Below are 2,030 nucleotides of genomic sequence, written 5' to 3'. Positions count from 1 at the left end.
GGCAACCTGGTGCTGTTCGTCGTCGACGCCAGCGGATCGATGGCCGCCCAGGCGCGGATGACCCTGGTCACCACCGCCGTGCTGGCCCTGCTCGTCGACGCCTACCAGCGCCGCGACCGCATCGGCATGATCACCTTCCGGGGGTCCGGGGCCGAGGTCGTGCTCGCCCCCACCGCCAGCGTCGAGGTCGGCGCCGCCCGGCTGCGCGCACTGCCGACCGGCGGGCGCACCCCGCTGGCCGCCGGGCTCACCCGCGCCGGGCAGGTGCTGCGCGCCGAACGGCGCCGCGACCCGGCGCGGCGGGCCCTGCTCGTCGTCGTCACCGACGGGCGGGCCACCGCCGGCGCCGACCCGCTGCCGGTGGCCCGCGCCCTGGTCCGCGCCGCCGGCGGACCGGGCGGACCCGCCACCGGCCGTCCCGGCGGCGCCGGGCGCGCCGCGGGTGGCGCCGCGGGCCGCAGCGGGCTGGCCAGCGTCGTCGTCGACTGCGAAAGCGGCTTCCTGCGCCTGGGCCTGGCCGGCCGGCTCGCCCACGCCCTCGGCGGGATCACGATCGGGCTCGACGCCCTGCCGCTGCTGGCCCCACCACCGGCGCCGTCGTCGCCGCGGACGGGAAAGGTGGCCTGAGATGGCACCGCAGGGACAGCCGGCCAGCGTCCCCGACGACGGCCTGACCACCCGCGCACGCCGCGACCGACCGCTGCTGATCGTCCACACCGGCGACGGCAAGGGCAAGTCGACCGCCGCGTTCGGCCTGGCGTTGCGCGCCTGGTCGCAGGGCTGGCCGGTCGGGGTGTTCCAGTTCGTCAAGTCCGCCAAGTGGCGCATCGGCGAGGAACGCGCCCTGGGCGTGCTCGCCGACTCCGGCGAAGGCGGCTCGCTCGACTGGCACAAGATGGGCTCCGGGTGGAGCTGGGTACGTGACCGCGTCGACCCCGACGGCGACCCGGCGGCCGCCGCGGCCGAGGGCTGGGCGCAGATCCGCCGCGACCTGGCCGCCGAAACCTACCGGCTCTACGTCCTCGACGAGATGACCTACCCGCTGCACTGGGGTTGGCTCGACGTCGCCGAGGTCGTCGACACCCTGCGCACCCGCCCGGGCCGCCAGCACGTCGTCGTCACCGGGCGGCGCGCCCCGCAGGAGCTGCTCGACGCCGCCGACCTCGTCACCGAGATGACGAAGATCCGTCATCCGATGGACACCGGACAGAAGGGCCAGCGGGGCATCGAATGGTGAACGCCTCCCTCGACCTGCCCCGCCTCGTGCTGGCCGCCCCGACCAGCGGTGCGGGCAAGACGACGGTGACCACCGGGCTGATGGCCGCGCTGCGCGCCCGCGGCCTGCGGGTCTCCCCGCACAAGGTCGGCCCCGACTACATCGACCCCGGCTACCATGCGCTGGCCACCGGCCGCCCCGGCCGCAACCTGGATGCGGTGCTCTGCGGCGCGGCGCGCCTGGCGCCGCTGTTCGCCCACGGTGCGCGCGGCGCCGACGTCGCCGTCGTCGAAGGGGTGATGGGCCTGTTCGACGGGGTCGCCCGCCCGCAGCCCGGCGAGGCCGCCGACCACGCCTGCACCGCGCACGTCGCCCGGCTGCTCGACGCCCCGGTGATCCTCGTCGTCGACGTCTCCGGCGCCGCCCGTTCCATCGCCGCGCTCGTCGCCGGGTTCCGCGCCTTCGACCGGCGCATCCACCTGGCCGGGGTGATCCTCAACCGGGTCGGCTCGCCGCGCCACCGCGAGCTGCTCACCGAGGCGCTCGCCGACATCGGGATGGCGGTGTTCGGCGCGGTTCCCCGCGAACAGGCCGTGCACACCCCCTCACGTCACCTCGGCCTGGTGCCCGCCGCCGAACGCCGCCCGGCCGCCGTCGACGCCGTCGACCGCCTCGGCGCGCTCATCGCCGCCTCCTGCGACCTCGACGGCCTGCTGCGCGTCGCCCGCGCCGCCCCACCGCTGCGCACCGACACCTGGAATCCGACCGCGGCCCTCGCCGCGACGGCAGAGACCGCGGGGACGGGGACTGCGGG

At 76.9% G+C, this 2,030-nt stretch carries 3 protein-coding genes; all 3 read left to right on the top strand.

Annotation, left to right across the window (positions count from 1 at the left end; translation table 11 throughout):
• On the top strand, window positions 1–627 hold a 627-nt coding region (locus tag NBZ83_RS31820), incomplete at its 5' end, for a VWA domain-containing protein (RefSeq protein ID WP_261576474.1).
• 1 nt (window position 628) lies between these two features.
• Window positions 629–1,237 (top strand): cob(I)yrinic acid a,c-diamide adenosyltransferase, encoded by a 609-nt coding sequence (gene cobO, locus NBZ83_RS31815; protein ID WP_261571278.1) that lies wholly within the window; start codon window positions 629–631, stop codon window positions 1,235–1,237.
• Window positions 1,231–2,030 (top strand): cobyrinic acid a,c-diamide synthase CobB (locus NBZ83_RS31810; protein WP_261576473.1); only part of this gene is annotated, 800 nt, incomplete at its 3' end. The genes cobO and NBZ83_RS31810, both read left to right, overlap by 7 nt.

Origin of the sequence: Frankia gtarii, from assembly GCF_025403375.1 — a bacterium.
Classification (GTDB): domain Bacteria; phylum Actinomycetota; class Actinomycetes; order Frankiales; family Frankiaceae; genus Frankia; species Frankia gtarii.
This window is presented reverse-complemented; position numbering and strand designations above follow the sequence as displayed.